General features: G+C 70.6%; 24 protein-coding genes. 11 read left to right on the top strand and 13 right to left on the bottom strand.

Annotated features, from left to right (window positions below; genetic code table 11):
• Positions 1-67: 67 nt before the first annotated feature.
• Positions 68-586, bottom strand: a complete 519-nt coding sequence (locus tag ACFVTF_RS19680) for a GNAT family N-acetyltransferase (protein ID WP_387815005.1) — start codon at positions 584-586, stop codon at positions 68-70.
• 45 nt (positions 587-631) lie between these two features.
• Between ACFVTF_RS19680 and thpR the strand changes: the two genes are divergently transcribed.
• Positions 632-1219 (top strand): RNA 2',3'-cyclic phosphodiesterase, encoded by a 588-nt coding sequence (thpR, locus tag ACFVTF_RS19685; RefSeq protein WP_387815007.1) that lies wholly within the window; start codon positions 632-634, stop codon positions 1217-1219.
• A gap of 308 nt (positions 1220-1527) precedes the next feature.
• Here the strand turns inward: thpR and serC are convergent, their stop codons facing one another.
• A complete protein-coding gene (gene serC, locus ACFVTF_RS19690) occupies positions 1528-2646 on the bottom strand; it encodes a phosphoserine transaminase (RefSeq protein ID WP_387815009.1) in 1119 nt (372 codons plus the stop codon).
• A gap of 203 nt (positions 2647-2849) precedes the next feature.
• A complete protein-coding gene (locus ACFVTF_RS19695; protein ID WP_350877533.1) occupies positions 2850-3950 on the bottom strand; it encodes a citrate synthase 2 in 1101 nt (366 codons plus the stop codon).
• Between the two features lie 416 nt (positions 3951-4366).
• On the opposite strand from ACFVTF_RS19695, the gene pdxH reads away from it, so the two are divergent.
• The 5 genes from pdxH to ACFVTF_RS19720 all read left to right on the top strand — a co-directional run bounded on the left by pdxH (position 4367) and on the right by ACFVTF_RS19720 (position 10498).
• Positions 4367-4999 (top strand): pyridoxamine 5'-phosphate oxidase, encoded by a 633-nt coding sequence (gene pdxH, locus ACFVTF_RS19700; RefSeq protein WP_387815217.1) that lies wholly within the window; start codon positions 4367-4369, stop codon positions 4997-4999.
• Positions 5000-5502: 503 nt separating this feature from the next.
• Positions 5503-5685 (top strand): FxSxx-COOH cyclophane-containing RiPP peptide, encoded by a 183-nt coding sequence (gene fxsA, locus ACFVTF_RS19705; RefSeq protein ID WP_387815011.1) that lies wholly within the window; start codon positions 5503-5505, stop codon positions 5683-5685.
• A 41-nt stretch (positions 5686-5726) separates the two neighbouring features.
• Complete coding sequence (locus ACFVTF_RS19710) at positions 5727-8156, top strand: FxsB family cyclophane-forming radical SAM/SPASM peptide maturase (protein ID WP_387815013.1); 2430 nt, start codon at positions 5727-5729, stop codon at positions 8154-8156.
• Between the two features lie 15 nt (positions 8157-8171).
• Positions 8172-9026, top strand: coding sequence for an aminoglycoside N(3)-acetyltransferase (locus ACFVTF_RS19715; protein WP_387815015.1), 855 nt, complete (start codon positions 8172-8174; stop codon positions 9024-9026).
• A 236-nt stretch (positions 9027-9262) separates the two neighbouring features.
• Positions 9263-10498: a cytochrome P450 gene (locus ACFVTF_RS19720; protein WP_387815017.1), complete on the top strand. Its 1236-nt coding sequence runs from the start codon at positions 9263-9265 to the stop codon at positions 10496-10498.
• Positions 10499-10615: 117 nt separating this feature from the next.
• Here ACFVTF_RS19720 and ACFVTF_RS19725 read toward each other — a convergent pair whose 3' ends face one another.
• From ACFVTF_RS19725 to ACFVTF_RS19765, 9 genes are all read right to left on the bottom strand, one after another.
• On the bottom strand, positions 10616-11734 hold the full coding sequence (locus ACFVTF_RS19725; protein ID WP_387815019.1) for a hypothetical protein: 1119 nt from the start codon (positions 11732-11734) through the stop codon (positions 10616-10618).
• Positions 11735-11743: 9 nt separating this feature from the next.
• Entirely contained in the window at positions 11744-12418 is a 675-nt protein-coding gene (locus ACFVTF_RS19730) for a histidine phosphatase family protein (protein ID WP_387815021.1), read from the bottom strand.
• A gap of 10 nt (positions 12419-12428) precedes the next feature.
• Positions 12429-13424 carry a hypothetical protein gene (locus tag ACFVTF_RS19735; RefSeq protein ID WP_387815023.1) on the bottom strand — a complete coding sequence of 332 codons (996 nt, stop codon included), beginning with the start codon at positions 13422-13424 and terminating at the stop codon, positions 12429-12431.
• Between the two features lie 34 nt (positions 13425-13458).
• Positions 13459-14451: a phosphotransferase gene (locus ACFVTF_RS19740; RefSeq protein WP_387815025.1), complete on the bottom strand. Its 993-nt coding sequence runs from the start codon at positions 14449-14451 to the stop codon at positions 13459-13461.
• 10 nt (positions 14452-14461) lie between these two features.
• Positions 14462-15295, bottom strand: a complete 834-nt coding sequence (locus ACFVTF_RS19745) for a helix-turn-helix domain-containing protein (protein ID WP_387815027.1) — start codon at positions 15293-15295, stop codon at positions 14462-14464.
• Positions 15292-15807: a DUF6879 family protein gene (locus ACFVTF_RS19750; protein ID WP_387815029.1), complete on the bottom strand. Its 516-nt coding sequence runs from the start codon at positions 15805-15807 to the stop codon at positions 15292-15294. Before ACFVTF_RS19750 ends, ACFVTF_RS19745 begins: the two co-directional genes overlap by 4 nt.
• Positions 15791-16003, bottom strand: coding sequence for a hypothetical protein (locus ACFVTF_RS19755; RefSeq protein ID WP_387815031.1), 213 nt, complete (start codon positions 16001-16003; stop codon positions 15791-15793). Before ACFVTF_RS19755 ends, ACFVTF_RS19750 begins: the two co-directional genes overlap by 17 nt.
• A gap of 275 nt (positions 16004-16278) precedes the next feature.
• Complete coding sequence (locus ACFVTF_RS19760) at positions 16279-16473, bottom strand: DUF397 domain-containing protein (RefSeq protein ID WP_387815033.1); 195 nt, start codon at positions 16471-16473, stop codon at positions 16279-16281.
• A gap of 2 nt (positions 16474-16475) precedes the next feature.
• Entirely contained in the window at positions 16476-17345 is an 870-nt protein-coding gene (locus ACFVTF_RS19765) for a helix-turn-helix domain-containing protein (protein WP_387815035.1), read from the bottom strand.
• Between the two features lie 146 nt (positions 17346-17491).
• Here ACFVTF_RS19765 and ACFVTF_RS19770 point away from each other — a divergent pair, with 146 nt between their 5' ends.
• The 3 genes from ACFVTF_RS19770 (at position 17492) to ACFVTF_RS19780 (ending at position 18824) form a co-directional block, all read left to right on the top strand.
• Positions 17492-17860 (top strand): ATP-binding protein, encoded by a 369-nt coding sequence (locus tag ACFVTF_RS19770; RefSeq protein WP_063348181.1) that lies wholly within the window; start codon positions 17492-17494, stop codon positions 17858-17860.
• Positions 17857-18108, top strand: coding sequence for a hypothetical protein (locus ACFVTF_RS19775; RefSeq protein ID WP_387815037.1), 252 nt, complete (start codon positions 17857-17859; stop codon positions 18106-18108). Before ACFVTF_RS19770 ends, ACFVTF_RS19775 begins: the two co-directional genes overlap by 4 nt.
• A 326-nt stretch (positions 18109-18434) precedes the next feature.
• A complete protein-coding gene (locus ACFVTF_RS19780) occupies positions 18435-18824 on the top strand; it encodes a fucose-binding lectin II (RefSeq protein ID WP_387815039.1) in 390 nt (129 codons plus the stop codon).
• A 70-nt stretch (positions 18825-18894) separates the two neighbouring features.
• Here the strand turns inward: ACFVTF_RS19780 and ACFVTF_RS19785 are convergent, their stop codons facing one another.
• Entirely contained in the window at positions 18895-19089 is a 195-nt protein-coding gene (locus tag ACFVTF_RS19785) for a DUF397 domain-containing protein (RefSeq protein ID WP_387815041.1), read from the bottom strand.
• 194 nt (positions 19090-19283) lie between these two features.
• Here ACFVTF_RS19785 and ACFVTF_RS19790 point away from each other — a divergent pair, with 194 nt between their 5' ends.
• Positions 19284-20663: a TIR-like protein FxsC gene (locus ACFVTF_RS19790; protein WP_387815042.1), complete on the top strand. Its 1380-nt coding sequence runs from the start codon at positions 19284-19286 to the stop codon at positions 20661-20663.
• Positions 20660-24667, top strand: coding sequence for an FxSxx-COOH system tetratricopeptide repeat protein (gene fxsT, locus ACFVTF_RS19795; RefSeq protein ID WP_387815044.1), 4008 nt, complete (start codon positions 20660-20662; stop codon positions 24665-24667). Before ACFVTF_RS19790 ends, fxsT begins: the two co-directional genes overlap by 4 nt.
• The last annotated feature ends 36 nt before the right edge of the window (positions 24668-24703 follow it).

The raw sequence follows: 24703 nt of genomic DNA on the forward strand, positions 1-24703 counted from the left end.
GAGGAGCTTCGGTGCAGGGTCGAGGAGCTTCGGCGCGGGGCCGAGGGGCTTCGGCGCGGGGCCGAGGTCAGAGCCGGATCGCGAGGACCTGGCCGGGCCAGACGCCGTCCGGCTGCTCGACCTCGAAGGACTCGGTCTCGGTGAACCCGAGCGCCCGGTACAGGCCGACCAGCCTGCCGTCGGCGCCCGCGTAGCAGTCCACCCGCAGCAGGCCGAGGCCGCGCCGGCGGGTCTCCTCGACCGCGTCGGCGATCAGCGCGGCGCCGATCCCCGAGCCCTTGCGGCTGCGGTCGGTGACCAGGATGCGGACGAACAGCTCGGGCTCGTCCACCGGGGGGATGTACTTCCCCCGCTGCTCGGACAGCACGCAGCAGCCGATGGTGCGGCCCTCGTCGTCCTCGGCGAGGCGGATCAGGAACGGTTCGGTGGCGTACCCGGAGACCTGCTCGACCCGGGCCGGGATGGTGCTGAAGGGCTGGTCCCCCCACTGGCCGGTGCGGCCCTGGCCGGCCAGCCAGCCCACGGCGCCGTCGAGCAGGGCGAGGATGTCGGGAATGTCGTCCGGTCCCCCGGTGCGGATCTTCATACGCAAGGTTCTAGCCCAAACGGCCTCGCGCGGGAAGATGTCTCCATGAGGCTCTTCGTGGCGGTCCTGCCGCCGGTCGACGCGTTGCAGGGGCTGTCGGACGCGGTGGCGCCGGTGCGCGGGCTGCCCGGGGCGGACCGGCTGCGCTGGACCACCGTCGAGGGCTGGCACCTGACCCTGGCCTTCCTCGGCGAAGTACCGGCCGAGGAACTGCCGGAGCTGGAGGCGGGCCTGGCCGCCGTCGCCGAGGTGCACCCGGTGCACCGGCTGCGGCTGGCCGGCGCCGGGCGGTTCGGCGACCGGGTGCTCTGGGCCGGGGTGGAGGGGCAGACCTGGGCGCTGCGCAGGCTCGCCGAGGCCGTGTCCGAGGCCACGGCCGCGGTGACCGGGGAGGTCGACGCCTTCACCTTCCACCCGCACCTCACGCTCGCCCGGGCCGGCTCCTCGCGCGGCCACCGGCGGGCCGTCCAACGGCTCGCGGCGGCCGAGCTGGACACCCTGGCGGCCGCGCTGGCCGACTACCGGGGGCCGGAGTGGGAGGCCGCCGAGCTGCACCTGATGCAGAGCGACCTGGACGGCGGCTTCGCCCACTACTCCTCGCTGCGCGCGTGGCCGCTCGCCGACTGGAGCTGAGCCGGGGCGCGCCCGGGGCGGGGGCTGGGCCCGGGGTGTCCGTCGAGCCCGGGGCGGCCGTTGGGCCCGGGGCTCCGGTCGGTCGGCGGGTGGTCCGGAGGTACGCTCGTTGACCGTGGATCCCAAGACTCGTATGCGTATCGTGACCGGCACCCTGGTGCTGCTGCTGGTCGTCGTGCTGATCAGCTCGATGGTCGGCGGGTAGCCGGGCCGGCGGGCACGCCCATCGGGCCCGGCAGGTCGACCCCGCCGCAACGGCTGAGGGCCACCGCCCGGAGGCGGTGGCCCTCAGCCGTGCACGGGATCGCTCAGAGCTGCTCGACCACGTGGTCGATGCAGTGGGTGAGCGCCTCGACGTCCGCCGGGTCGATCGCCGGGAACATCGCGACGCGCAGCTGGTTGCGGCCCAGCTTGCGGTACGGCTCGGTGTCCACGATGCCGTTGGCACGCAGTGCCTTGGCGACGGCGGCGGCGTCCACCGACTCGTCGAAGTCGATGGTGCCGACCACCTGGGAGCGCTCGGCCGGGTTCGCCACGAACGGGCTGGCGTAGGAGGACTTCTCGGCCCACGCGTACAGCCGGGACGAGGAATCAGCCGTACGGGCGACGGCCCAGTCGAGCCCGCCGTTGCCGTTCAGCCATTCCAGCTGGTCGGCCAGCAGGAACAGGGTGGAGATCGCCGGGGTGTTGTACGTCTGGTCCTTCGACGAGTTGTCGATGGCCGTCGGCAGGTCGAAGAACGGCGGGATGTACCGGCCGGAGCCGGCGATCTCGGCGGCGCGCTCCAGGGCGGCCGGGGAGAACGCGGCCAGCCACAGGCCGCCCTCGGAGGCGAAGGACTTCTGCGGGGCGAAGTAGTAGACGTCCGTCTCGGTGATGTCCACCGGCAGGCCGCCGGCGCCCGAGGTGGCGTCCACCAGGACCAGCGAGCCCTCGTCCGCACCCACCGGGCGCTTGATCGGCATCGCGACGCCGGTCGAGGTCTCGTTGTGGGTGAGCCCGTAGACGTCGACGCCGGCCTCGGCGACCGGCAGCGGGTGGGTGCCCGGGGCGGTCTTGATGACGCTCGGCTCGGCGAGCCACGGCGCGGCCTTGACCGAGGAGGCGAACTTGGAGGAGAACTCGCCGAAGTCCAGGTGCTGGGACTTCTCCCGCACCAGGCCGAACGCGGCGATGTCCCAGAAGGCGGTGGAGCCGCCGTTGCCGAGGACGACCTGGTAGCCCTCGGGGAGCGAGAAGAGGCTGCTCACGCCCTCGCGTACGCGCTTGACCAGGTTCTTGACCGGGGCCTGGCGGTGTGAGGTGCCGAGCAGGGAGGTCTGGGTGGCGGCGAGGGCACTCAGGGCCTCGGGGCGCACCTTGGACGGTCCGCAGCCGAAACGGCCGTCTGCGGGCTTGATGTCAGCGGGGATCTGGATCTGAGCCACGCGCGCAGCCTACCGGCCGGGGAGCCGCCCGGGGTACGGTCGTCCGCCCGCTGAGACTGTGATCTTCACGGCTCCCAGCTGCGGAAACAGCGGGCCCGACGGAGGTCGGACCCGCTGCTCAGGGGTGGTGCGGACGCGGAGCGCTCGGGGCGCTCGGGGGCGTTCGGCGGGCGCTCGGGGGCGCTCGGGGGCGCTCGGTGGGCTCAGTGGCCGATGGCGTCCCAGCCCTCGATCTCCTCGGGGCGGCGCGGGCCGGGCCCGATGTAGCGCGCGGCGGGGCGCACGAGCCGGCCGGTGCGCTTCTGCTCCAGGATGTGCGCCGACCAGCCCGCGGTGCGCGCACAGGTGAACATCGAGGTGAACATGTGCGCCGGCACCTCGGCGAAGTCCAGCATGATCGCGGCCCAGAACTCGACGTTGGTGGCCAGCACGCGGTCGGGGCGGCGGTTGTGCAGCTCCTCCAGCGCGGCCTTCTCCAGCGCCTCGGCGACCTCGAAGCGCGGGGCGCCGAGCTCCTTGGCGGTGCGGCGCAGCACGCGCGCGCGCGGGTCCTCGGCGCGGTAGACGCGGTGGCCGAAGCCCATCAGGCGCTCGCCGCGGTCCAGCGCGTTCTTGACCCAGGTGGTGGCGTCGCCGGTGCGCTCGATCTCCTCGATCATGCCGAGCACGCGGGACGGCGCACCGCCGTGCAGCGGGCCGGACATCGCGCCGACCGCGCCGGAGAGCGCGGCCGCCACGTCGGCGCCGGTGGAGGCGATGACGCGGGCGGTGAAGGTGGAGGCGTTCATGCCGTGCTCGGCGGCGGAGGTCCAGTAGGCGTCGATGGCCTTGACGTGCTTCGGGTCCGGCTCGCCGCGCCAGCGGATCATGAACCGCTCGACGACCGTCTCGGCCTTGTCGATCTCGCTCTGCGGGACCATCGGCAGGCCCTGGCCGCGGGCCGACTGGGCCACGTAGGACAGCGCCATCACGGCGGCGCGGGCGAGGTCGTCGCGGGCCTGCTCGGCGGAGATGTCGAGCAGCGGCTTGAGGCCCCAGACCGGGGCGAGCATGGCGAGCGCGGACTGCACGTCGACCCGGATGTCACCGGAGTGCACCGGGATCGGGAACGGCTCGGCGGCCGGCAGGCCGGGGTTGAACTTGCCGTCCACCAGCAGGCCCCAGACGTGGCCGAAGGAGACGTGGCCCACCAGGTCGTCGATGTCGACACCGCGGTACCGCAGCGCGCCGCCTTCACGGTCGGGTTCGGCGATCTCGCTCTCGAACGCGACGACTCCCTCAAGCCCGGGTACGAAGTCGGACATACGACGGCTCCTTCAGTTCTGCGATCGGCGCTGCGCCGTGGTGGGGCGGCGCGCCAGTGACCGAATGGTGGTTGGCACTCGGTGCCAGAGTGACAGGCACCGGGTGCATTGCGCCATACACCACCATGGTGATGTTGCGCTTGGGCCCGCTTGACTTTTCCGCCGAGGGTCGGTCGTGCCCGGGAATCTCCGGAACCAAACGCCTGGTTCGGGACAATTCACCGTACGGGGGGCGGTCGAGCGGTGGCGGGACACCTTATCTCCCACCGGGGTTTGTCCGGAGGTAGCGGTGCCGGTTGCTTGTCGTACGGGATGATGTTGACGTGCAGACCCCGGAACGCGCCCAGTCGACGCCCCTGAGCCCCGCCACCCGGATCCTGGCCGACGATGCCCGGCCCGGACCGGACCTCACCCTGATGCGCAAGCACTACACCCACGAGGGCCTGGTCGAGGAACAGCTCGCGCCCGAGCCGATCGCCCAGTTCACCCGCTGGTTCCACGAGGCGGACGACGCCGGGGTGGTCGAGCCCAACGCGATGGTGCTCTCCACCGCCGACGCCCAGGGGCGGCCCAGCTCGCGCACCGTCCTGCTCAAGGGCTACGACGCGCGCGGCTTCGTCTTCTTCACCAACTACGGCTCCCGCAAGGGCACCGAGCTCGCCGCCAACCCGTACGCCGCGCTGCTGTTCCCGTGGATCGCGCTGGCCCGCCAGGTGATCGTCCAGGGGCGGGTGGAGAAGGTCGGCCGGGACGAGACCGCCGCCTACTTCCGCACCCGGCCGCACGGCTCGCAGCTCGGCGCCTGGGCCAGCGAGCAGTCCAGCCCGGTCGGCGGGCGCGACGTCCTCGAACAGCGCTACGCCGAACTGGAGCGCCGCTACCCGGAGGGCGAGGGCGTGCCCGTGCCGCCGTTCTGGGGCGGGTACCGGGTGATCCCGGAGAGCGTGGAGTTCTGGCAGGGGCGGGAGAACCGGCTGCACGACCGGCTGCGCTACCTCGCCGATCCGGCCGGAGCGGGCGGGTGGCGGGTGGAGCGGCTCTGCCCGTAGCGGGCGGGTCCGCGAGGCGTTCGAATACCGGCGCGTCCGTCGGCTGGCCCGCCGCCGGGCTCGTCGGGCTCGGCTGGTCCGCCGACGGGCTCGTCGGGCCGGCCGTCGGGCGGTGCGGGGGAGTGCGGGGCGCTGTCGAATCGCGCCAACCGGCCTTCGCCGACCGGTGGTTCGGATGGGGCGCGAGCGCCGGGGGAGCGGGCTCCGGCCGCGCCGGTGGAGCGGGTCGGGCCGGGTCGGCGGCCGTGCGTCGGCAAAGGGGCGCCGCCGGGGTGGGTTCGGCGGCGCGACGCCGGGCCCCTGTGCGCCGGTCAGGTGCCTTCACGCGACCGCCGAGTGGGTGAACTTTTGGCGAGACTTCGCTGCGTGAAGGGGGTAGTGGGCTGTTAGGGGCGCGCAAGAGCACGGCGCAGCCCACGTGCTGGCAGTACCCTGGTCGACTAGGCCGACCTATATACCCGGCCCTGCTTCTCTCTAACCCCCATCGTGGAAGAGAATCGAACATGACACCCGCACTGGACACCATGCCCCGCACTGAACTGACGGAGCCTCAGGGCGAAAACCGACCTTCACTGGCCGACCTCGCCCAGCTCGGCGCCGAGGAACTCTCCGCCAGGATCCGACGAGCCCTGCCCGACACCGGTGCGGGTGCGGTGCCGGTCGCGGCCTTCAACTCCTCCATCTGATCAGCCGACTGACCATCGGCTCCGGCTGAATCCGATCGACCATGACGCCAACTCCGCTGCCTTTCACCCAGTTCGTCGTGAAAGTGCACAGCCGGTGTGATCTCGCCTGCGATCACTGCTACGTGTACGAGCACGCCGACACCAGTTGGCGTCGACGCCCCAAGGTCATCGGTGACGAAGTCCTGAACAGGATCGCCGAGCGGATCGGCGACCACGCGGCCGCACACCGGCTGCCCGCCGTCCGGGTCGTCCTGCACGGGGGAGAACCCCTGCTCGCCGGCCCGGACCGGTTACGCCACGCGGCCAAGGCGCTCCGGGCGGCCCTGCCGCCCGGCTGCGCACTCGACCTGCGCATCCACACCAACGGCGTCCAACTGGACGACGCCTACTGCGAACTCTTCGCCGAAGTCGGCATGAGGGTCGGCGTCTCGCTCGACGGCGACCGCGCCGCCAACGACCGCCACCGCCGCTTCGCCGACGGCCGCAGCAGCCACCCGCACGTCCTGCGGGCGGTCGAGCGGCTGCGCCGGCCCGCGTACCGGCACCTCTACGCCGGGCTGCTCTGCACCGTCGACATCGAGAACGACCCGGACGCCGTCTACCGGGCCCTGGCCGAACTCGACCCCCCCGCCGTCGACTTCCTGCTGCCGCACGCCACCTGGGAGGACCGGCCGAAACCGGCCGCCGACGGTGCGCGAACGCCTTACGCGGACTGGCTGTTGGCCGTGTACCGGAGATGGGACGCCGACGGCCGCCCGTTCGCCGTCCGCACCTTCGAATCCGTCCACCGGACGCTGCACGGGCTCTCCAGCCTCACCGAATCGCTCGGCCTGGAACCCTCCGACCTCGTCGTCCTGGAGACGGACGGCAGCTTCGAACAGGCCGACAGTCTCAAGACCGCCTACGACGGCGCGCCGGAGACGGGGTACGACGTCTTCGCGCACAGCCTCGACCAGGTCGCGCTGCACCCCGGCATGGCCGCCCGCCAGTCGGGGCTGGCCGGGCTGAGCGCCGCCTGCCGGGCCTGCCCGGTCGTCCGCAGCTGCGGCGGCGGCCTGTACGCCCACCGGTACCGGGCCGACACGGGCTTCGACAATCCCTCCGTCTACTGCGGTGACCTCATGAAGCTCATCAACGAACTCGCCGGCGACGCCGCCGGGTCCGCCGCCGGGTCCGTCACCGCGGCGGGTCCCTCCGTCCCCGCCCAGGCCGGGGAGCCGGTGGTGCCGGCCACCCTCACCGAGCGGCAGCTCGACCAGCTCGCCCGCGGGTACGGGGACCAGGACACCGTACGGGCCCTGTCCCGCGCCCAACTCGCCCTCACCCGGGCCATGCTGGCCGCCGCCTGGGACGCCTCCGGGCAGCCCGGATCGGCGGCCTGGGCGCTGCTGTCCGAACTCGACGCGAGCGCACCCGCCGCCGTCGACACCGTCCTCGCCCACCCGTACGCCCGCGCCTGGGCCGCCCGCCGGCTCGCCGGGGACCTCACCGTCGGGCTCGGCCCGCTGGCCGCCCTGGCCGCCGCCGCCGCCGTCCGCGCCGGGCGGGGGGACGCGGTCGCGGTGCCGGTGCGCGGCGGGTGGCTGCACCTGCCGACCCTCGGGCGGACCGCCGCCCCGGACGGGGACGCGGTCGTCACCGGCCTGGCCGACGGGTTCAGCGTGCGGGCGTCCGACGGATCGGTGTCCGCCGCCCTGGACGAGCCGCTGCGGCGGGTCCGGCTGGCCGGAGGGTGGACGGTCACCCTGGAGGACGTCGACCCGCTGCGCGACAGCCACGACCACGCCGTGGCCGGCCGGCTCTCCGACGGCGAACTGCTCGACTGGACGGGCGCGTTGCGCGAAGCCTGGGAACTGCTCGGGCACGACCTGCCCGCGTACGCGGAAGGCCTCAGGGCCGGCCTCACCACCATCACCCCGCTCCGGCCGGGCCCCGCCGGGCGGGACGTCAGCTCGGCCGCCCGGCAGGCCCACGGCGCGGTCGGCATCGCCCGGCCCGCGACCGCGCCGACGCTCGCCCTGCTGCTCGCGCACGAGTTCCAGCACGTCAAACTCGGCGCCGTACTCGACCTGTTCGACCTCCACGACCCGGCCGACGACCAGCTGTACCTCGCGCCCTGGCGGCCCGACCCGCGCCCGCTCGAAGGCCTGCTCCAGGGCACCTACGCGCACCTCGCCGTCACCGAGTACTGGGGCACCCGCGCGCTCGCCTACGACGGGCTGCCGGGCGAGGCCGCCGACCGGGCGCGCACCCAGTTCGCGCTCTGGCGCCGGTACACCGCCGAAGCCGTCGACCGGCTGGCCGGATCCGGCGCCCTCACGGCGCTCGGCTTGCGCTTCGCCGACGGCATGCGTGAGAGCGTCGCTCCGTGGCTCGCCGTACCGTTGCCCGCCGCCGCCGAACGGGCCGCCGAACGGGCCCGCCGCGAGCGCGGTCACGAGCGCGGCCACGCCCGCCACGCCGAGGTCTGACCCAGAGGAGCGGCCATGCGCACCGTCACTGCCCTCACCGTCACTGCTCCCACCGGCACTGCTCCCACCGATACTGCTCCCACCGGCACTGCTCCCACCGATACCGCCCTCACCGCTGGGGGCCTGGTCGCCGGGTTCATCCGACTCGGCGTCCGCCCGGGCATGGTGGTGCACGTCGAGGCCTCCCTGCGCGCCCTCGGCCCGGTGGACGGCGGCGCCGCCACCGTCGCCGACGCGCTGCTCCACGTCCTCGGCCCCGGCGGCACCCTGGTCGCCTACACCGCCACCCCCGAGAACTCCGCCACCTCGCGCATCCACCAGACCGCCACCGCCGGCCTCACCCCGGCCGAGACCGCCGCCTACCGGGCCCGGATGCCGCGGTTCGACCCGGCGACCACCCCCTGCTCGCCGACCATGGGCGCCCTCTCCGAGGAGATCCGCACCCGCCCCGGCGCCCTGCGCAGCCGCCACCCCCAGACCTCCTGGACGGCCCTCGGCCGGCACGCCCGCGCGATCACCGCCCACCACCCCCTCACCTCCCACCTCGGCCCCGAGTCCCCGCTCGGACGCCTCTACGACCTCGACGCCCGGGTGCTGATGCTCGGCGTCCCGATGGCCCGGTTCACCGCCTTCCACCTCGCCGACCAGCGGATGCCCGACGTCCCCGTGCGCGAGTACCGCTGCGTCGGCCCCGACGGCTGGCTCACCTTCCGGGCCCCCGAGCTCGACGACCTCCACTTCGCCGACCTCGGCACCCGCGTCCTCGCCGCCGCCACCGGTATCACCACCACCCACCTCGGCACCACCGACTGCCGCCTCGTCCCCGTCCGCGAAGCCGTCGACCTCGCCGAACACCTCCTCCGCCCCTGAGCCCCGCGCAGGCCCGGCCGCGATCACGACGACGGCCCGCGCCTGGGCCGGTTCCGGGTGACCGTCGGTGTAGACGGTGCACAGTCCGTCTGGCTGGATGATCCTGGTAACAGCGTCGCGGCCCGTTGACGACCGCTCCGTGCCGCCTTAGAACGGAGCACAGACCCCGGACACGGTGGGCCCGTGCCGCGCACGGACTGCCGGGGCACCCCCGAGAGATCCTGAGGAGCAATGCCATGGCTCCAGACGACAACGGCTGCCCGGTGCTGGACATGACCGCCCGGGCCCTGCACCAGCAGAACGCGGAACTCCGCGCCGCCGGGCCCGCCGTGCGGGTCGAACTCCCCGGCGGCATCATCGCCTGGTCCGTGACCCGCAGCTCGGTGATCCGCGCCCTGACCGGCGATCCGCGGGTCTCCCGCGACCCGCGCAAGCACTGGCCCGACCTGGCCTCGGTGCCCGAGGGGTGGCCGATGGGCCCGATCGCGTTCCAGCAGAACTTCTTCAACCGCTACGGCGACGAACACCGCTCGGCACGACGACGGATGGCGCCCTCGTTCTCGCCCCGCCGGGTGTCCGCGCTGCGGCCCGGGATCGAGGCGACGACCGCCGCCCTGGTCGGCGCGTTCCGTGACCTCGCCCCCGGCGAGGCCGTGGACATCCGCCGGGCCCTCTCGCTCCCGCTCACCATGACGGTGATCTGCGACCTCTTCGGCGTACCCGCCGACATGCGGCCGCAGATCGGCCGGTCGATGGACACGCTGCTGACGACGACGGCGACGACCGAGCAGATGACGCTCTCGCGGGCGGAGATCAACGTGGTGCTGGTCGAACTGCTGGAGCTCAAACGGCGCGACCCCGGGCCCGACCTCGCCAGCGACGTGGCCGCCGTCAGCACCGGCGGCGACACGGGCCGCGAAGAGGAGGAGTCCCGCGACGAGCTCTTCCTGATGCTCGGCGCCGGGTACGAGACCGCCGTCAACCTCATCACCAGTGCCGTCCAGGCGCTCCTCAGCCACCCCCACTACCTGGCCCAGGTCCGCGAGGGCACCCTCGCCTGGGAGGACGTCATCGAGGAGACCCTGCGCCACGAGAGCCCGGTGATGCACATTCCGCTCCGCTACCCGCTGGAGGACATCGACCTCGGCGAGGGCGTGGTCATCCGGCAGGGCGAGCCGATCCTGCTCGGATTCGGCGCGGCCGGCCGGGACCCGGAGGTCCACCCGGACCGGCCGGACGACTTCGACCCGACCCGCCCCGACAAGGAGCACCTGTCCTTCGGCTACGGCCCGCACTTCTGCCTCGGCGCACCCCTGGCCCGGCTGGAGGCCGAAGTGGCCCTGGCCGGCCTCTTCGGCGCCTACCCCGGCAGCGTCCTGGACCCGGCCAGCCCGCCGCCGGCCCGCCTGGAGTCCGTCATCATCAGCGGCCCGTCCGAACTCTGGATCGTCCCGAAGCCCACCGAAGTGTGACGGCGGTACCCGGAGGAAGGGCGGCTCCCGCGAGTTCGCGGGAGCCGCCCTTCCGTCGAAGGTGGCGACGTTTCTGTGGAGCGTCCCCGTGCATAGGAAGTCGGTGGGCCCGACTTCCTATGCAGCGGCCTCGCAGACTGTCATCGCGGCGGCCAGCGCATGTTTCTGAGTGATCCATTCCGTGTTGCCGGCTTCGACTGAGCGCCGTAGGGCTTCGATCATCTCTTCGTCGGCTGCAGCCGGTCTGGCCAGGTGCGCCCGTATGTAGTGCCTGAAGATTGCCGGCAGCTGGTCGGGTCGGGTTGCGGCCTTGGCCTGCAGGGAGAAGAGGGGGAGGAACCAGGCCTCGAAGCTCTCCTTGATCGCCGGGGTGGCTCGGTATGTGTCGTGGAGCGGTTGAAGACCTGCCGTGTGGTTGTAGGGCAGGTGTCCGTGGAGGGCATAGCGGAGGCGGATGCCGTCGTGTTCGCGGAAGTGCAGGCCGTGGGCGGCGATGTGGTTGGCGGCGTTCTGGGTGATGGTCATGACGGCCACCTCCGCCCGGTGCCTTCGGGCTGCGGCGAGGACGGTGGCATGGATGCCGGCGCGCGGGTCGAGCACGAGGCGGTCGAGACCGAACGGCGACAGGTCGATGCCGTGGTCGCGGGTGCGGGAGAGGATCAGGCGCCCGGGAACCTTTCCGACGGTGCCCTGAAGGTGTCTGGGCTGCTGCCGGTGACTGGCGTGGATGTCCGAGCGGTCGAGGACGGGGCGGTCCTCGGCGGGTTCGGCGACAAGGTGAAGGCCTGCGCGGTCCCGGGTGTCGGTGCTGCCGCAGGCCTTGCAGGGGTGGCCACCGGTACCGGTCATGTGGCCGCAGGCCCGGCAGGTGGGAACGGTCTCACGGCTGATGACCAGGGTGCCGGCGCAGAGGTTGTTCTCGATCATCTCCAGGGCGAGGCCTGCGACCTCAGTGTCGGTGTCGGTCATGATGCCGCCTGTCGGAGACTGCCCCGGCGCGTACTTGCCCGCGATGAGGTCGGTCTCAAAGCGCTGACGGGGGATCTTCGGCTCCTCGGCCTCGCGGTGGCGGAGGTCTCCGGCGAGGGTGACGGTGTTCCACAGGTGGGGTGCGGGCGGTGAGCCGAGGATGGCGTTGAGGACAGCGGCGAGGCGGATGCCGACGGCCTTGCCGGGGCGGGTGTCGAAGATGAAGGTCCCGTTCTGGACAGGGCCGTTGAGGAACAGGTGTCGCACGGGCTCCTCCTAGACCGGCGGGGTTGTGGTTCCCGTCCGGGTGAACCGGCCGTCTCGCAGCTCGTAGTGGAGGATCGCGGCGTTGGGCATCTTGCCCTTCCGCTCCTCGGCGAGGATCTCGGGCAGGGTGCAGGCTTCGAGTAGGGAGCGGAGTGCCACGGCGGCGGTCTGGTGGGTGAAGGCGACGACGGTGCTCGATTCCTGGAGTTCGGCGTGGGCGAGGGCGGCGAACTCGGTGGCCCGGTTGAGTACGCCTTCGGCGAGCGACTCGCCGCCACCCGGTGCGGTCCAGAGGTGCTTGCGCAGGCGGCGGTCCTCGGCGAGTTCGGGGTAGCTGTCGTTCAGCTCACGCTTGGTCATGTAGGTGGCGTCGCCGTAGTGCTGCTCGTCGAGGAGCGTGGTCTGCCGGGGCCAGCCGTCGGGGATGTCGGGCAGGGCGATCGCGGCGGTGTCGATCGTCCTGCGGTAGGTCGAGGTGTAGACGTGCGGCGTGGGGCCTGCGAGCTTCGGCAGGACACCGGCGAGCCACTGGGCCTGCCGGAAACCGTGCGGGGTCAGGCCGACGATCGTGCGGGAGATGGTGTGGGCGACGGCTCCGGTGCAGGGGCGCGGGTCCTGGTAGAAGCCGTGGTACTTGTCGGCGTTCTCGACGGACTCGGCGTGCCGGATGACGAGCAGGGCCACCACGCGGCGCCTACGCGGCGAGGTTGGCGACGTAGGAGCCGCTGACGGTCCAGGGGGTGAGCTCGATGCCGAAGCTGCTGCGGTCGCCGTCCTGGGAGTGGACGAGCTTGCCGGACAGGTGCACGGTGTCTCCGGATCGGAACGCGCCGGTGTAGGCGCCGAGGTAGGAGCGCATGTGGGTGATCCGGCGGGCGAAGGAGTCGGGCTCGTCGATGGTCGAGCTCAGGATGGTCCTGACCTTGATCCCGTAGAGCGCCGGGGTGGTGAGGCCTTCGGCGTGGTCGGTGATTCTCGCGAGGAGGGAGATCTCTCCGATCTCCTTGGAGGAGATGCGGGAGAAGGGTCTGTCGCGGTCGGAGCGGATGGGTTCGCAGTTGATGTGCGCGCCGGAGCTGGAGGTGAGCCCCTGGAGCTTGCGGCGTTCCTGCTTGATGAGGGCCTCGAAGGAGCTGCCCTCCATGTACTTGGCCCGGCGGATGTACAGCCGGGTCAGGTCGTCTCCGTCGTAGGGCTTGATCAGAGCGGTCTGCTGGAACAGGTCCTGGGCGGCCTCGTAGCCCTCCGGCCCGTAGCAGACGAGGTCGATGTCCGAGCGTTCGTTGAAACAGCCGACGAGAAAGGACCCGGTGACACCCAGGAGATCCCGGGCGCCGTTCGCGGTGATCCACTCGGTGATCGCCAGCAGGTCCTTGCCTGCCGGATTGTCGGCGACCGCTCCGGGTTCCTCATGGATGGCGGAGAGGGCCTGGCGGCACGAGTAGTGGACGGCGACGTCCTCACGCGGAATGCCCGTGATGACGCAGCCGAGGGCGTCGGAGTAGACGTAGCACTCCGGTCGGTCGGCAAGGATGCCGAAGGACTTCGACACGACACTGTTCTGCCGGTAGGTCCGGCCGAAGACCCGCCGGTCCCCCTTCTCGTCGGGGTGGTACTTGACGTAGCCCAGGTAGTGGCTGCCGGGGTGACTGTCCCCGATGACCTTGAAGACGACGCCGTGGTGATCCATCAGGTAGTCACGGTCGCGGACGGCGGGGACCGGCCTACCGGTGTTCAGCGGCGAACTGCTCCAGAGCGGGGAAGGCCCCGGTGTCGATCGTGGTGGACGACTCATACTGCTCAAGTCCCATCGAGAAGAGGGCACGGCGGTACTGCCACTTGATGTGCTTGTCATGCCGTGCGGGGTGAGTGGGCCGCATGAGGGCGAGGAAGAAGAAGCACTTGACGAGCAGGAAGTCGCCCAGGTGATCGCTCACCCGCCGGCCGATCAGGGACGTGCTGGTCCGGTCGAGTGCGACGGTGTACGTGGCGCGCTGCTCCGAGGTGATGGTGTAGCCCTTGCCTCCACCTTTGAAGGCCACGATGTCGAGCGCCGGGTACACGTCGTAGCCGAACGGGATCGGTCCGTGGTGCTGCCAGTCGATGATCCCGGCCGTGAGGATGTTGGGCAGGCCGTAGTCCAAGTGCCCGTGCACCATGGGGAGTCGGGACAGCCGGGCGAGGGCGTGCTCGACCGCCTGGTGGACCCGCGGTGTGTCGAAGTCCGGGTTCTCCTCGAAGACGTCCGCCGCGAAGGCCGCCTTCTCGAACCACGGTGTCGAGGGCAGAGGGTGCCTCGCCTGGGCCTGTAGGAGCTTCGAGGCGACGGCGGCCGCGGCGCTGATCACGTGGTCGCCGACCTGTCCGGTCCGCTGAGCATCGGCCAGGGCGTCCTCGTGCAACGAGCTGCTGCCGATGGTGCGTTCGATGGCGAAGTAACTTCCGTCTTCGAATCCGCTGTCGACAATCGCCGGTACGGGGTACCCCAGTCCGGCGGCCAGCTGCTGGAACTCGACTTCCGCCCGCAAGTCCTCTCCGCCGGTCCGTTTGTAGAGCGAGCCGTCGGCCGATCTCCAGACCGCCCCTCGGGTGGCGGTCCGGTCCTTCACGAACTCCCAGGTGTTCATCGGCCCGTCCTTCTGCCGTACCGAGTCGCCGTAGCGCAGGCGTCCAGAGTAGGAGAGTTCGAGCAGGCCGGACAACGGTATTCCCGTCAACGAATAAAGATCACTCGCGGTACATCATCGCCCATTCACCGAGCAGCCCCCTGGCCTCGTCGCCGAAGAGGGCGGATTCTTCGAATATCGAGAAAATTTCACGATAGCGCTGGATGTCCCGGTGATCGCGAAATGCGAGACGGCCGGTGAACGATTCCACAGTGGCGAGGCGGTCGTCGTACACCGTGAACGTGTTCATTGGTCCGCGAGTGATAAGTGTCCCATATGGAATCACGCCGATTCGAACCGACGGCAGATGGGTGAGCGATGCAAGGCGGTCGATCTGGACGGCCATGGCCTGAGGAGGAAGCAGTGCCCACTTCACCGCCTGCTCCGTGAGCAGGAACGTGAACGACTTCGATTCGTCGTAGAGAGCCGCCTGGCGCTCCAGCTTGCGGCCCACGACGATCGTCCTGTCACCAGGGGAGTGGCTCAGGCTGGCCCGAATGTACTCGGGCGTGGCCAGGAGGCCTGTGATCATTGCCGGCAGGAAATATCGCAGCTCTGTCGCGTCCGACTCCAGCGACGCCAGCTCCGCCTGTCGCTTTTCGATGCCCCGGCGCCATGAGGCTCGCTTGTCCTGCCACTCGGTATTGGCCGTACGAGCCAGCGAGGATACTTCCCTGACGAGGGCGGCCGGAGCCCCAAGAGCCCTGAGGATGCGCTCCACATCGACGAGGGTCGGGGTCAGTTTCCCGGTCTCGATCTTACTGATCTTGCTCTGGGAGATGCCACAACGCACCGAAAGCCGGTCTCCTGTGAGACCGGCTTCCAGGCGGAGCCTTCTGAGCGTTTCGGCCAGATCGGACTTCGACCGGCCGAGCTGATCCGGATCGAGCGTCACCCGAGCTCTTTCAGGTATTCGGAAAACGGCACGGAGTGAGCCAGGGCGATTCTTTTCCACTCGTGATGTCGGCGCATGTCGCCGCTGACCAGCTCCCGGTTGATCTGGGTGCCGTCGGGCCGGAAGTTCAGGTGGACTGCCGAGGAACCATCGAACAGCCACCAATCCTGGTCGGGAATGCCGAAGTTCCGTTCAGTGGCGTCCAGGATTCGGATGTCTTCTCCGGCGGCGATGTTGCCGGGGATGCCCCAGGCGAACTGGTACCGCTGGTAGTCCGTGAGGGGGCGGCGCACCACCCGGACGCGGCCGATCGTCCGCCCCGAGGAGACGAAGCCGTGCACCCTCCGGTGCCACGCCGCGTTGTGATCGACCGGCTTCGGCTCGCCGCGCAGAAAGCGGGCCAGGCTCTCTGCTTCCCTGGGCACGGTGTAGGCGGGCTGCGCCTCGAACCGGAACGCTTCGTGCTGGTAGCTGTCGAAGTGAGCGCGCCACTGGTCACCATCCAAGAGCACGGACGGCCTCCTCCAGGACATGCCGGGGAATCTCGACGGCGGACTCCCCGGTGGGCACCTCCAGGGCCGTGAAGTGGTCGCCCTGGACCACGAACGTCCCCCGATCGGTGGCGTACACGTTCGGGCAGTCGTCGTCGTCACAGTTCGGGCCGTTGAACTTGCCGGTAAGACGCAGTAGTTGCGGGCGCTCAGCCATGCTGACCCCTTCCGGGTCGAGTGCCTCCCAACCCGTCGACGACGCTAAGGCCGGCTTCGGCGCCTGTCCAAGCCGTATCGGGCATATTCCTGATCCGGAATAAGAATCTTGCTGGGGGTCTCCCGCTCTGACGCTCCGGGGAACTGTTGGCCGGCGGCTCCTTGCGAGGGGTGCCGCCGGCCCGGATGGAGTCCGTCATCGCCAGAGGCCCGGCCGAGCTCTGGGAAGGGCGGCTCCCGCGGGTTCGCGGGAGCCGCCCTTCTGTGCCGCGTGGGTCAGGCGGTGAAGTGGTCGAACTCGCCGGCCTTGGCGCCGAGGAGCCAGGCGTTGAGCTTGGCTCGCGTGGTGGTGACGATGCGGGCGGGGTCGTCGGACTCGCGGATGTAGACCAGCTCACCGTCGGAGGCGATCTCCACGCAGTTGGTCTGCTCCCCGCTAAAGCTCGACTTCTGCCAGTTGAGCTGTTCCATGCTTACCTTCCCTGTACTGCGTACCGAATGTGCTGGAGCAAGCCCCATGAATCGCGATATGAGGGCGATGGCTCGGATGCGCTGGCCGTCAGGGGCGGGAGTGCCAGGCCTTTGAGTCGTTCGAACTGTCGCCGGAACGAGGCTACTGCTTCGGGCTCGCCAAGGAATGGTGAGCCCTGGGGTTGTTCCATCAAGACGGTGTCCAGCTTGGAGTGTCGGCCGTGAAGCAGCATGAATGGGGTGTCGGCCGAGGCGAACACGGTGCAGTCGAACGGCAGGATCTGGATGGTGACGTGGGGCAGCTTGCCGACCTCGATCAAGTGGTTCAGCTGGTCACGCATGACGGTAGGTCCGCCGTACATCGTTCGTAGGGCAGCCTCGTGGATCACGGCATGAAATGGCGTCCCGCCCTCGACGCTGAGGATCCGCTGTCGCGACTGCCGGAACTCGACGGTCTTCTGCGCGTATTCGAGGATGACCTCGCTGTAGCCCTTGGTCTGGAGCAGCCCAGGGATCAGTAGCGTTTCGTAGGTGTCCAGGCGGGTGGCGCTGTGTTCGAACTCGGCGAGATCGAGGGCTGACGTCGGAACGTAGGGCCGGTAGTCCGTCCACCAGCCCTTGCCGTTGCTCTGGCCCATGGCGAGAAGGCCCGCTCGATACTCGGGATCGTTGGCATGGCAGGCGTCGAGCCAGAGGGTCAAGCGCTCAGGATTGATACCAAGCCTGCCCGACTCGGTGTGGCTGACAGCTGGCCCCTTCATGCCAACCAGCTCGCCGAGGTCCGGAAGGGACATGCCTGCGCTGGTGCGGAGACGTCGCAGCTCATCGCCAAGTCGACGCTGCCGTTCACTGATTGCGGTCCTGAATCCCATGCACGTGCCCTTCTCGTGCAGTAGTTCGGCCAACGAGTAGGCCGCCTACTGAAAGTGTAGATCTAGATGCGGAGAGTGTTGCAGGATTGTGGTGATTGGGCCTACAGTCCACTCACCAATCACTTTGCACCGCTGGGAGATTCCCCATGTGTGACCCCAACCTCAACTCCCCCTCCCTCACCGTCTCTCGCGAGGCGTTGCGCGACACCATGGCGCGCGCCGGGTACCCCAACTCCTCCATCGGGGACGCCGAACTCGCGCTCGTGGAACTGGTGGTGAACGCCTGGCGGCACGGGTTGACCGCCGCGCCCGTCGTCCTGGTCGCCGTCGTGCATGGGACGCTCCGCGTCACCGTCGCGGACCGCAGTCCCGTGTTGCCCGAGCAGCGGAAGCCCGACCCGTTCGCCCAGTCCGGGCGGGGGTTGATGCTGGTGGAGGGGCTCATGCACCGCTGGGGTGCGGAGCCGCAGAAGCTCGGCAAGCGGGTCTGGTTCGAGCTGGACGGCGCCGCGTGATCGCCCACCACCCGATCCACCCTGCCGACCCGGCCCTGCGGCAGCTCACCGGCCGGCAGATCACCGAACTGATCGTCGACCTCCGCACGGAGGGCCGCGAGTTCGGCCTCCTCTGGCCGTCCGCTCAGTCCGGTGAGACCGATCTGAACGGCCGCGCCCTGGTCTCCATCGGCAACATCCCGGCCAGCACCTTGATCAACCTGCTGACCCTGCTGCGCGAGTTCAAGCGTCGGCGGGGCCGGGCGTGACGGGCATGCTGGTCCTGATCCTGCTGGCCGCCGCCGTCGGCGGTGTCTGCCAGGCCCGGTCCGAGCGGCTTCGGGACCGACGGGATCGGACATAGGTGCCATGCATGGCACGCGGGCCCGCCTCTCCCTGGCGGGCCCGCGCCATGTCGGGCGTCGCGGTGGCCCCGTGGCATAGCACCGGCGTACCGCCCCTGTCCTGCGTTCCCGCGACTTTGATCTTCCTGTGGCCGGCTTGCCTACGCTGATGCCGCATCACTTTGTGATATCAGCCGGGGACTCGGAGTCATGGACCCCGTCTCCGTGTCCTCCGAACGAAGGAGCCGTCAGTGACCGACGCATACACCTTTATCAAGGGCAACCAGGCCGAGATCGCCCTCCCCGCCGGCGCGCAGGTCGCCGTCAAGGTGAAGACCAACTCGAAGCTCCTCCAGAGCGTGAAGCTCACCAGCAAGGACGGCCAGGTGGATCAGCTCTTCACCGGCACGGGGGAGCGCAACAACATCATCGGGCAGACCACCCTCACCGGCGTGAGCCAGCTCGTCGCCACCTTCGAGTACGGCGAGAGCGAGGGCGCTCTCAAGCCGAGCCGTCTCAACAGCGGCGGCCCGTACGACATCGGCGCCTACAACCTGATGGTGATCGTCGCCGAGAACGGAGACGACGCCGACTACAACGACACCATCCTGGAATTCAGCTGGTACACGCCGAAGCAGTAGGCGCAGAAACCGGACATCCTGCAACAGCCGGCGGCTCCCGCGAGGTTCGCGGGGGGCCGCGCTGTGCGGTTCAGGCGATGAAGTGGTCGAACTCGCCGGCCTTGGCGCCGAGGAGCCAGGCGTTGAGCTTGGTGCGGGTGGTGGTGACGATGTGGGTGGGGTTGTCGGACTCGCGGAGGTAGACGAGGTCGCCCTCGGAGGCGATCTCGATGCAGTTCGCCTGATCGCTGCTGAAGCTCGGCTGCTGCCAGTTGAGGTGCTCCATGGCTACCTTCCTCGTACTCCGTGACGGGCGTGCTGGAGACACGATAAGCGGGCGCACAGCCGCGTCGTTTCGGTCATGTCAATTCGTACGACTCGTTGTGCTATTCCCTTGGGTCCTCAGTCGTTCCTACACTGAGACCCCGCCGCACGGGGGCTGCGGGAACCAGGTTGCCGACGGGCCCGGGGGAGGCGCGTGTGAACGACCGTGGCTGGGACGAGGACGATGCCCGGCCGTACTTCTTCCTCTCCTACGCGCACACCCCGAAGGCCGGCACGCGCGGCGCCGGTGATCCGAACCACTGGGTCCGCCAGCTGTACCGGGACCTGTGCGAGGCGGTGCTGCAGCTGACCACGGTCCCGGCCGGGGTGCCGGTCGGCTTCATGGACGAGTCCATGCACCAGGGGGAGTTGTGGGCGGAGCGGCTGTCGGAGGAGCTGGCGACCTGCCGGGTGTTCGTACCCCTGTACTCGCCCCGGTACTTCAACAGCGTGCCGTGCGGTCAGGAGTGGCACGCCTTCACCCGCAGACCGGTGTACCCGGCGACGATCGACGCGGAGCGCACCAGCGGCATCGTGCCGGTGCTGTGGGCGCCGATGAGCCGCTACCGGTTGCCCAAGGTCGCCAGTGAACTCCAGTTCAACCACGCCAGTTTCGGGCCGGACTACGCCACCGAGGGCCTGTACGCGCTGATGAAGCTCACCTACTTCCGCTCCGCCTACGAGCTGGCCGTGCACCGGCTGGCGGCGCGGATCGTGCAGGTGGCGGAGGAGACGGTGATCCCGGTCGGGCGGCGGCTGGACTTCAACGGCCTGCCCAGCGCCTTCAACGTGAGCGCGCCGACCAAGCAGCTGCGGATCTCCGTACTCTCCTACCACCAGGGCGAGTTGCCGCCCGACCGCAATCCCGACTTCTACGGCACCCGGCGCACCGACTGGCACCCCTATCGCCCGGCCGGCTCGCCGATCGCCCAGCACGCGGTGCGGCTGGCCCGGCAGCTGGGGTTCCAGCCGACCGTGCACGAGTTCGACGACGAGGTCGAGTCCATCATCGAGGGGGAGGCGGCCGCCCCCGGCCTGCTCCTGCTCGACCGGTGGGCGCTGCGCGATCCGGACCGCCGGGAACTCGTCCGCCGCTTCGACCGCTCGGACGCCACCTGGGTGAGCGTCCTGGAGCCGTGGAACACCGAGGACCCCGAGTGCGAGGAACGCGGCGGCGAACTCGGCGAGTTGAGCGACCAGGCGCTGCGCATCACCCGGCGGGCGAGCCGCCCCAGCTTCCTCGGCGTGACCGGCCCGACCGGGCTGAACACGCTGGAGGACTTCGACGACGCGCTGCCCCGGGCCGCCATGAAGGCCAAGTACGCCTTCGAGGGCCGCACCAGGGCCGAGCCGGAGGACCCGCCGCCGCCCCGCCCGAACCTGCGGGACGCGTTCCGGCGCGGCCCGGGCGCGGCCCCGTTCGGCCGTGACGCCCCCTTCGGGCAGGACGGCTCCGGACCCGACGACCACCCAGACCGTGACGACGGCGATGACCCCGATGACGGGATGGCGCCCTTGGGAGGACGACCCAGATGAGCGAGAACCCCACCAGGAACTTCCGCGTCGGGGGCCTCACCGCGGCCGAACTGGCCGCCCAGCGGGAGGCCGAGCGACGGTCCGCGGAGCAGGACCGCAACGGCCGGATCATCACCTTCTACTCCTACAAGGGCGGCACCGGGCGCACCATGGCGCTCGCCAACACCGCCTGGATCCTGGCCGCCAACGGCTACCGGGTGCTCACCGTGGACTGGGACCTGGAGGCGCCGGGCCTGGCCAAGTTCTTCCACCCCTTCCTCGACCCGGCCTCGCTGGCCGGCACGACCGGGATGATGGACCTGATCGCCGAGTACCGCGAGGAGGCCCTGCGCCCGGTCGAGCACGCCGAGGGCTGGCACCTGGACTTCGCCAGGGTGCACCCGCACGCGCTGTCGCTGTCCTGGCCGCTGTTCCCGACCGGGGGCAGCCTGGACTTCCTGTCCGCCGGCCAGTTCAACCGGGACTACTCCGAGGCCGTCACCCACCTGGACTGGGACATCTTCTACGACCGCTTCGACGGCGGGCAGTTCTTCGACGCCCTCAAGGCCGACATGAGCAAGCGGTACGACTACGTGCTCATCGACTCGCGTACCGGCCTGTCCGACATCGCCGAGATCTGCACCGTCCAGATGCCCGACGACCTGGTGGTCTGCTTCACCCTGAGCGACCAGTCCATCGACGGCGCCTCCCGGATCGCCCAGCACATCCACGACCGCTACCGCGAGCGCGGCATCCGCATCCTGCCCGTCCCGATGCGCATCGACGAGGGCGAGAAGGAGAAGGCCGACGCCGGCCGCGCCCTCGCCCGGGTCCGCTTCGACGGGCTGCCGGCCGGCCTCAACGGCGAGGAACTCGCCTCCTACTGGGGCTCGGTGGAGATCCCGTACCGGCCGTTCTACGCCTACGAGGAGATCCTCGCCACCTTCGGCGACCAGACCGGCACCCCCACCTCGATGCTCGCCGCCTGCGAGCGGCTCACCGCGATGATCACCCAGCGCAAGGTCACCTCGCTGCCGGCCATGGACGAGGAACTGCGGCTGCGCTACGTGGACGCGTTCACCCGCCGCCGCCCGTCCGTCCCCGCCGACCTCTACCTCTCCTACGTCCCCGAGGACCGGATGTGGGCGGACTGGATCGAGTCCGTGCTCACCCGGGCCGGCTTCCGGGTGCTGCCCCGCGACCTCAGCGCCGGCACCGACACGCGCGAGGAGACCGAACGCGGCATCGACGCCGCCTACCGGACCGTCGCCGTGCTCTCGCCCGCCTACCAGCGCTCCCCGCAGGCCCGGGCGCTGTGGGAGTCCGTGGTCAACTCCGACCCCGCCGGCACCCGGCGCCAGCTCGTCCCCGTCCGTGTCGGCGACGTCAGGCTCACCGCGCCCTTCAGCAACCGCAACCCCGTCGACCTCGTCGGCCGCGACGAGGCGCAGTCCGTCCAGACCCTGCTGCGCGCCCTCGGCCGCGGCGACGTCGCGCTGACCGAGCCCAACGGCGGCGGGCCGCGCTTCCCCGGCAGCAAGCCGACCGTGTGGGACGTCCCGCCGCGCAACCCCTCCTTCACCGGCCGCGCCGCCGTCCTGGAGCAGCTGCGCAACCAGCTGCGCGGCGGCATGGCGGCCGTCCTGCCCACCCCCCAGACGCTGTACGGGCTCGGCGGCGTCGGCAAGACCCAGGTCGCGCTGGAGTACGCGCACCGGTTCATGTCCGACTACGACCTGGTCTGGTGGATCGACGCCGAACAGACCGAACTCGTCGCCCCCGCCCTCGCCGACCTCGCCCGCCGGCTCGGCCTGCGCGTCGGCGACTCCGTCACCGAGGCCGCCGAGGCCGCCCGGGAGGCGCTGCGCCGCGGCGTGCCCACCGCGCGCTGGCTGCTGATCTTCGACAACGCCGACGAACCGGCCGAGATCCGCCGCTTCTTCCCCGGCGGCTCCGGCCACATCCTGGTCACCTCCCGCAACCAGGCCTGGACCGGGCACGCCGAGGCGCTGGAGGTGGACGTCTTCACCCGCGGCGAGAGCGTCGAGCACCTGTGCCGGCGCGCCCGCGGGCTGTCCCGCCCGGACGCCGACCGGGTCGCCGAGGCGGTCGGCGACCTGCCGCTCGCCGTCGAGGTCGCGGCCGCCTGGCTGGACACCACCGGCACCCCGGTGGAGACCTACGTCGCCCAACTGCACGCCGAGGCGGCCCGCGCGCTGGCCGTCGCCCGCCCCGCCGACTACCCGACCCCGGTCGGCGCGACCTGGAACGTCTCCATCGGCCGGCTGCGCCAGCAGTCCCCGGCCGCCGTCCGGCTGTTGCAGCTCTGCGCGTTCTTCGCACCCGAGCCGATCTCGATGAACCTCTTCTACAGCGACCAGATGATCCGGGCGCTGGTGAAGTACGACGCCGACCTCAGCGACAAGTTCATGCTGGGCAAGGTGATCCAGGCGATCGGCCGGTACGCGCTGGCCAAGGTCGACGCCGGCAGCAACAGCTTCCAGGTGCACCGGCTCGTCCAGGCGGTGATCCGGGCCGAGATGACCGACGACGAACAGGAGATCGCCGTCCACGAGGTGCATCGCATCCTGACCGGCGCCCGGCCGGTCCTCGGCGACACCGACGACCCCGCCAACTGGCCCGCCTTCGACGAGATCTGGCCGCACCTGTCGCCCTCCAAGGCGCACAACTGCGATGAGGCGGACACCCGCCAGCTGCTCATCGACCGCGTCCGCTACCTCTGGAAGCGCGGCGAACTCGACCGCGCCCGCGACCTCGGCCACGCCCTGGACACCGAGTGGACCAACAAGCTCGGCGAGAACGACCGGCAGACCCTGCTGCTGCGCTTCCAACTCGCCAACGTGCTGCGCTCCCAGGGCAACTACGCGGAAGCCCTGGCCCTGGACGAGGACACCCTGGAACGCCAGCGGGCCCTGCTCGGCGAGCACCACCCGTACACCCTGATGACGGCCGGCTCCCTCGGCGCCGACCGCCGGGCGCTCGGCCGGTTCCAGGCCGCACTCGACCTCGACCGCGAAATCCTCGACCAGTTCCGCGAGTTGTTCGGCGACGACAACCCGCGCACGCTCTCCATGGCCAACAACCTGGCCATCGACTACCGGCTCGTCGGCAACAGCGAGGCCGCCCGCGAACTCGACCAGGAGACCCTCGACCGGCGCACCGCCGTCCTCGGCCCCCGGCACCCGTACACCCTCTCCACCAAATCCAACCTCGCCCGCGACCTGCGCGAACTCGGCGACTACCGCGGCTCGGTGGACCTGCTCCAGGAAGTCACCTCCGACCTCGGCGACGTCCTCGACCCCGACCTGCCGGAGAACCTGCGCAACGCCAAGTCCCTGGCCGTCTCACTGCGCCGCATCGGCGCGCTCGCCGAAGCCCGCCGGATCACCAAGGAGACCTACGAGCGCTACCTGGAGCGCTACGGCGCCGACGCCCCCGACGCGCTCGCCTGCGCCCTCAACCTGGCCGCCGACCACAGCGCCTCCGGCGACAAGGAGGCCGCCCGCGACCTCTGCTCCACCGTCTTCGAAGGCCACCGCCGGCTGTTCGGCGACGAACACCCCTTCACCCTGGCCTGCGCCAACAACCTCGGCATCTACCTGCGCGGCAGCGGTGACATCCAGGGCGCCATCGAACGCGGCCGGCTCACCGTCGAGGGGCTGACCGACTCCGTCGGAGCGGACCACCCGTACACCCTCAACGCGGTGATCAACCTGGCCAACGCCTACGGCGACGACGGCCAGATCGGCCTCGCCGAGGAACTCGGCCGGGCCGCCTACCAGGGCCTGTGCGAGCGCTACACGCCCCGGCACCCGGACGCCGTCGCCTGCGAGGCCAACCTGTCGATCACCCTGCGCTCGGCCGGCCGGCACACCCAGGCCGCCGAACTGCGGGCCCGGGCGATCGGTGAGCTGATCCGGCAGTTCGGCGAGGAGCACCCCAACACGGTCGCGGCGCGCGGCTGGAAGCGGATCAACCGGGACCTGGAGCCGCAGCCGGTGTAAGCGGCGGTGCGGGTACCGGTGTGAACACGGCCTCCG

This window comes from Kitasatospora sp. NPDC057940 (genome assembly GCF_042887425.1).
GTDB lineage: Bacteria > Actinomycetota > Actinomycetes > Streptomycetales > Streptomycetaceae > Kitasatospora.